Genomic DNA, 6,577 nt, shown 5'->3' with positions numbered 1-6,577 from the left:
GAAGGTCGGCAAGACCCCGTCCGAGACCGCCGAGCTCGCCCGCCACAGCCTGGTCCAGCCGGTCGCCTGAGTACCGAGGAGCGTGCGGCATGGCCGCGGAGAACCTTCGTTTCGACGTGAACCTGTCCATCCTGTTCACCGAGCTGCCCATGCTCGAACGGCCGGCGGCCGCGGCCCGGGCCGGCTTCGACGCGGTCGAGCTGTGGTGGCCGTTCGGCGGCCCGGTACCCGGCGACCGGGAGCTGGACGCGCTGGCGGCGGCCATCGACGACGCCGGGGTCGGCCTGGTGGGGCTCAACTTCGACGCCGGCGACATGCCGTCCGGCGATCGGGGCCTGCTCTCGTCGAGGTCCACCAGCCAGCGCTTCCGCGACAACATCGACGTCGCCGTCGGGTTCGCCGGGCGGCTCGGGTGCACGGTGCTGAACGCGCTCTACGGCAACACCGCCGAGGACACCGACCCGGACCTGGCGCTGGAGAACCTGGCCCTGGCGGTGACAGCGGCCAGGGGGATCGGCGCCACGGTGGTGGTCGAGGCGATCAACTCCCACGAGAACCCGCGGTACCCGCTCACCTCGGCCAAGGCCGTACTCGACGTCGTGGACCTGGTGCCGGGAACCGCGTTCCTCGCCGACCTCTACCACCTGCACCGGATGGGCGAGGACATCGAGGAGCTGATCCGGACCAGCGCCGACCGCTTCGGCCACGTGCAGATCGCCGACTCCCCGGGCCGGGGCCAGCCCGGAACGGGCGAGATCGACTGGTCGACGGTGTTCGCGCTGTTGGCCGCGAGCCCCTACGACGGGTTCGTCGGCCTCGAGTACAAGCCGGTCGGCCCGAGCGAGGACAGCTTCGGATGGTTGGAGGAGCAGGCATGACCACCGTCGGATTCATCGGGCTGGGCATCATGGGCAGCCCGATGGCGTCGAACCTGCTGCGTGCCGGGTTCGACGTCATCGGGTACGACCTCGTGGAGTCCTCTTTGGAGCGGCTGACCGGGGAGGGCGGGCAGGTGGCGGAGAGCGTCGCCCGGGCGACTTCGGACGCCGACGTGGTGATCACCATGTTGCCGAACTTCCCGCAGGTCGAGGCGGTCGCCTTCGGCGAGGGCGGGGTGCTCGACTCGGCGAAGCCGGGACTGCTCTACATCGACATGTCCTCGATCCGGCCGCAGACCTCCCGCCGCATCGCCGAGGAGGGCGCCGAGCGCGGGGTGCGGGTGCTCGACGCCCCGGTGTCCGGCGGCGAGCGGGGAGCGATCGACGGCGTCCTGTCCATCATGGTCGGTGGCGCGCCCGAGGACTTCGCCGCCGCGGCGGCGGTGTTCGAGCCGCTCGGCAGGACGATCGTCCATGTCGGACCCGCCGGAGCCGGGCAGACGGTGAAGGCGGCAAACCAGCTCGTCGTCGGCGGGACCTACGCCCTGGTCGCCGAGGCGATCGTGCTGCTGGAGGCCTCCGGCCTGGACGCCGGCCTCGGCCTGGACGTGCTGGCCGGCGGGCTCGCCGGCAGCCGGATTCTGGAGCTCAAGCGCAGGACGATGGTGGAGCGGCGGTTCGAGCCGGGGTTCCGGATCGACCTGCACCACAAGGACATGGGCATCGTGCTCGATGCCGCCCGGGAGGCCGAGGTGGCGCTGCCGGTCGGTGGGCTCGTCGCGCAGCTGATCGCGTCCGCCCGGGCGCAGGGACACGGCCAACTCGACCACTCCGCGCTGCTCAAGGTCGCGGAGAACCTTTCCGGCAGAGGGGACTGAGGCGTGAAGAGCGTTCCGTGCATGGAGGCCGCGGTCGCGGTGATGGAGTCCGAGGGTGTCGACACGGTGTTCGGGATCCCGGGTGCGGCGATCCTCCCGCTGTACGCGGCGATGCGCACCTCGGGCATCAAGCACATCACCGTGCGGCACGAGGAGGGCGGCACCCACGCCGCGGACGGCTGGTCCAGGGCCACCGGGAAGGTCGGGGTGTCCATCGGCACGTCCGGTCCGGCCGGCACGAACATGATCACCGGCCTGTACACGGCCCTGGCCGACTCGATCCCGATGGTGTGCATCACCGGCCAGGCACCGAAGGCCAAGCTGCACCAGGAGGCGTTCCAGGCGGTCGACATCGTCGAGATCGCCAAGCCGGTGACCAAGTGGGCGGTTCAGCTCAAGGAGCCCGGCCAGGCGCCGTGGGTGTTCCGCGAGGCCTTCCGGATCGCCAGGTCGGGGCGACCCGGACCGGTGCTGATCGACCTGCCGCTGGACGTGCAGCGCGGCACCTGCCGCTATGACCCGTCGCTCGACGAGCCGCTGCCGATCGACGTGCCGGCGCCCTCGCCGACGCGGGTACGCGCCGCGGTCGACATGCTGCTCTCGGCGCAGCGGCCGCTGATCCTGGCCGGCGGCGGGGTGATCATCGCCGACGCCACCGAGGAGCTGATGGAGCTCGCCACCTCGCTGAACATCCCGGTCCAGGTCACGCTGATGGGCAAGGGCGCGTTCCCCGAGGACCACGAGCTGTTCGCCGGCATGGCCGGGTTGCAGACCCAGACCCGCTGGGGCAACCAGGCCTTCCTCGACAGCGACCTGGTGCTCGCGGTCGGCGCGCGCTTCGGCGACCGGCACACCGGTGACCTGTCCGTGTACACCAGGGGCCGCCGGTTCATCCACGTCGACATCGAGCCGACCCAGATCGGCAAGGTGTTCGAGCCGGACCTGGGCGTGGTCGGCCACGCCCGGCCGACGCTCGCGGCCATCAGCGAGTGCGCGAAGGCGATCTCGGCGCCGCCGCGGTCGCCGGAGTGGCCGGCCCGGGTGGCCGAGCTGCGCGCGTCCCTGCCCCGCCGGGACGACTTCGACGACGTGCCGATCAAGCCGCCCCGGGTCTACCGCGAGCTCAACGAGTTCTTCGGGCCGGACACCACGTTCGTCACCGCGATCGGGCTCTACCAGATCTGGTCCGGCCAGTTCCAGCACACCTACCTCCCGCGGCGTTACCTAGTCTGCGGGCAGGCCGGGCCGCTGGGCTGGGAGGTGCCTGCCGCCATGGGCGTCAAGTGCGCCTTCCCGGAGCGGGAGGTGGTCGCGGTGGCCGGGGACTACTCGTTCCAGTTCCTCATGGAGGAGATCGCGGTCGCGGCCCAGTACCGGATCCCGTTCGTGATCGTCATGGTGAACAACGAGTACCTCGGCCTGATCCGGCAGGCGGAGATTCCCTACGACATGAACTACGCCGTCGACCTGCACTACGGCGAGGGCGGGATCGACCACGTCAAGCTGATGGAGGCGTTCGGCTGCCCGGCCCGCCGGGTGGAGCGCCCAGAGCACATTCGGGAGGCCCTGGCCTGGGCCTCGGCCGAGTCCGCCGCCCAGTCCCTGCCGGTCCTCGTCGAGGTCATGGTCGAGCGCGAGGCCAACGCCGCCATGGGCCCGGTCTCGATCGACGCGATCAAGGAGTTCGAGCCGACACCCGAGCTCGCCGCCACCCCCGACTGATCGCCCAGTCCCCGTCCCCGGCTCCGTGCGCCGGCGTCCACCCTGGATGCCGGCGCACGGTCGCACGATCGTCCAACCGGACGGCTCGCGCCGCGGCCGACCTCCAGTAGCATGTCCGCTCTGGTTCGCCGCAGTACGGGACGAAGCGAGAACATAAGGTGATCCCACGACTCGGGCAGCACCACGGCATGCTCAGCGCGCATGTCGAGTGGCCGCGGAACCCCGACCCGCACGACTCCGACGAGTCCCCGTTCGCGCCGAGGCCGCCGCTGCGGAAGCTGCGGGTGGTGATCGACGGCGAGCTCTACCAGGTACCGGCCGAGCTGCTCGAGGTCACGCCCGAGGAGGTGCTCACCGGCCTGCTCATGCACGACCACGTGATCTGCTTCCGCTACGCCGACAACGGGCCGCCGCCCGGCACGACGATGTACGAGCTGACCGACGGTGGCCGCGCCTACGAGGGCTGGGTGACCGTCGATCCACCGAACGGTCAGCCGGACAGTCGCGGGATCGTCTTCTGCACCAACCGGAGGCCGGTTCGGGGCACCGCCTACATGGACCGCCACCGGCGGGCCAGGGACGAGGCCGTGGCCTACACCGATCTGCCGGCAGCGCAGGCAGCGGACAAGCGCGAGGCGGACGCGCTCGCGCTGCAGGTGGCCCTGGGCCTGGATGCCGACATCTTCGTGACCGAACGGCCCTACCTGTACCTGTCGCGCGGCCGCTCGTCCAGGACGAAGGTGCTGCGCCCGGCGGAGGCGCTGCCGGTGGTCGGGCTCTACCTGCGCTCGCAGGGCGTGTACTCGGTGGTTCGCAACCACGACAAGCACTTCCCGATGCGCCGCGGCGGCTACTTCGCCGTCGGCGCGATGGAGCTGCTGCCGGCCGTCTGGCGCTGGTCGGCGGCCTGCGACCAGGAGTCGGTCGCGACGGGCGAGGACACCCTGAGCGAGCTGGCCGGGGCGTTGGTACAGCGCGTCGCGAAGGCGCTGGAGTGCCGCGACGAGCTGCACCGGATCGTGAACCGAGCCAAGAACAACGACAGCCGCTCAGCTGTGCTGTCCACGTTGGACAACGTGTTGCTGCTCCTGAGCGCGGCCGTGGACGTCTCGGCTCGGGTCGCGCACCGCGTGCTGGACCTGGGGGAGCGCCCGCCCGCGGACTGGAACCGGCCGGACTGGGTGAAGAAGGTGCGGGAGCGGGACAAGAACCTCGCCGCGCTGGTCGGTGAGCGCACACCCGGCCGCCAGTTGGTGACCGGGCTCGCCGCCCTGCGCGACTCGCTGCACGCCGAGACCCTGCGCGGCCTGCTCTCGCCGGACACCCCGGCGCCGGCGAGCATCCTGTTCACCCTCCCGCCCTCGCCGGGCGGCGAGCTGGCGGCGCTGTTCGACTGGTTCGGCGGCGCCGCGGCGTGGGGCGTGCGCGAGATCCACCCCGGCGAGCTCTACGCCGACCCCGGGATGTTCGTCGACCAGCTGTTCACCCGCACGCTCGGCTTCCTCAACGTGGTCATGGCCCGCACCCCGGTCGAACGGCTGCCGCACGTGCGCGGACCGCTGCCCGACTCACCGGAGTCGGCGGGCCGGGTGCTCAACCGGTACTCGGAAACCAGCCGCAGGAGCATCCGGTGGCAGCTGGGGCTGTGACCGCGGCCGCGCCCTAGTCAGTCGGCCTGGATCATGTGCATCCGGCGGTTGGCCCGCAGCTCGAACCGCCGCTCGACGTCCTCCCAGGTCAGCCAGCTCTCGCCGACACCGGGGTCGGGGTTGAGGATGTAGATGTGGGCGCCGTTCTGCCCGTCGTCGTACACGGCCGAGGCGACCACGATGTGCCCGGTCCAGCCGACCAGGGTCGGTGCCTGGGCGACCAGGTCGCCCCACCCCTCCGGGGTCATACAGGAACCCGGGACGTGGTGCAGCCGCCAGTGGGACATCAGGGTGGGGTAGTCGTTGTCGGTGGCGCCCGCCTCGGGATCGATGCCGGCCTCCTTGCAGATCTCGAGGTCGGTGTGGCTGGTGCCGTCGCGGAAGTTCACCAGCATCGCGATGCTGGCGGCCCAGCAGCTCATGTCGGCCTGCTGGGGGACGTAGCTCACGCCCCAGGAAACGTTGATCTCGGACATGGTTGCCTCCGGTGGGGACTCGTTGCCCCGAGCCTCCCGCCGGCGCGGCACGTGGAGCAGGATCCCCTGGGGCGTCCCTTCGGGCAGGGCGCCGGGGTCGTCCGGACAGGACAGGACGGGACCGCGGGACCGGTGGCGCGGCCGAGCCACCGGTCCGGCGCGCGCTGCCCGGGACACGGCGAACCCGCCCTCGCCGAGGAAGTGGAACACCGGGTTGTCGAAGCCCTGAACCTCGCGGGAAACTTCTTCAGCGCGGTGAAGCCGTCGGGTCAGGTGGCGGCGGGTGCGACCTCCGCGGCCAGCAGCAGGAACGCGGCGAGCGAGCGGGAGCGGCTCTCCTCCGGCCAGGCCAGGGCCAGGGTCGAGGTGGCGCCGTCGGTCAGCGGGACGGCGGTGAGCTCCGGCGGCAGGTGGTCGGCGAACGAGGCGGGCAGGACCGCGATCAGCTGACCGAGCGCGACGAGCTGGCCCACCTGGGCGGTGTCGCGGATCGGACCGCCGGTGCTGGGGCAGCCGTCGGTCCAGGTGAACACGTCCTCGCCGGCGAGGTCGGCGCGGCGCAGGGCCGGTCGGTCGGCGAGGGGGTGCGTGCTGGGCAGCAGCACGATCTTCCGGTCGACCAGCAGGGTCTGCGTGGCGAGACCCGCTGTGTCCTCTCCCGGCAGGTGCAGCAGGGCGACGTCCGCCTCGCCGCGCAGCAGCATGCTCCGCTGCTCGCCGACTCCGCAGAACCGGACCCTGACGTCGGGTGTCGCCTCGCCCGAGCAGCGGGCGAGGATCTTGGCCAGCAGCCCGGCGTCGCCGCCGGGCTTGAGCGCCAGCACCAGTGTCGGCTCGGCCGCCCGCCGCGTCCGGTTGGCCGCCGCGTCCAGCGCGGTCAGTATCCGGCGTCCCTCGGCCAGCAGCACCTGGCCCGGCCCGGTCAGCTCGACGCTGCGGCTGGTGCGGGTGAGCAGGGTGACGCCGAGCCGTCG

At 71.8% G+C, this 6,577-nt stretch carries 6 protein-coding genes; 4 read left to right on the top strand and 2 right to left on the bottom strand.

The window, feature by feature from the left end; genetic code table 11:
• Nucleotides 1-89: 89 nt before the first annotated feature.
• The 4 genes from BU204_RS37340 to BU204_RS37325 all read left to right on the top strand — a co-directional run bounded on the left by BU204_RS37340 (nucleotide 90) and on the right by BU204_RS37325 (nucleotide 5,127).
• Complete coding sequence (locus BU204_RS37340; protein ID WP_075130514.1) at nucleotides 90-878, top strand: hydroxypyruvate isomerase family protein; 789 nt, start codon at nucleotides 90-92, stop codon at nucleotides 876-878.
• On the top strand, nucleotides 875-1,756 hold the full coding sequence (locus tag BU204_RS37335) for a 2-hydroxy-3-oxopropionate reductase (protein ID WP_075130513.1): 882 nt from the start codon (nucleotides 875-877) through the stop codon (nucleotides 1,754-1,756). The genes BU204_RS37340 and BU204_RS37335 overlap by 4 nt, the downstream gene beginning before the upstream one ends.
• 21 nt (nucleotides 1,757-1,777) lie before the next feature.
• Entirely contained in the window at nucleotides 1,778-3,478 is a 1,701-nt protein-coding gene (gene gcl, locus BU204_RS37330; protein WP_075130512.1) for a glyoxylate carboligase, read from the top strand.
• A gap of 158 nt (nucleotides 3,479-3,636) precedes the next feature.
• Complete coding sequence (locus BU204_RS37325) at nucleotides 3,637-5,127, top strand: hypothetical protein (RefSeq protein ID WP_075130511.1); 1,491 nt, start codon at nucleotides 3,637-3,639, stop codon at nucleotides 5,125-5,127.
• A 17-nt stretch (nucleotides 5,128-5,144) separates the two neighbouring features.
• On the opposite strand, the gene BU204_RS37320 is transcribed toward BU204_RS37325, so the two are convergent.
• Nucleotides 5,145-5,813, bottom strand: a complete 669-nt coding sequence (locus tag BU204_RS37320; RefSeq protein WP_075130510.1) for a papain-like cysteine protease family protein — start codon at nucleotides 5,811-5,813, stop codon at nucleotides 5,145-5,147.
• A gap of 59 nt (nucleotides 5,814-5,872) precedes the next feature.
• The coding region (locus tag BU204_RS37315; protein ID WP_075130509.1) for a LysR family substrate-binding domain-containing protein at nucleotides 5,873-6,577 on the bottom strand (705 nt) is incomplete at its 5' end.

The sequence above is a fragment of the Actinophytocola xanthii genome, assembly GCF_001921205.1.
In the GTDB taxonomy this organism is placed as follows: domain Bacteria; phylum Actinomycetota; class Actinomycetes; order Mycobacteriales; family Pseudonocardiaceae; genus Actinophytocola; species Actinophytocola xanthii.
This window is presented reverse-complemented; position numbering and strand designations above follow the sequence as displayed.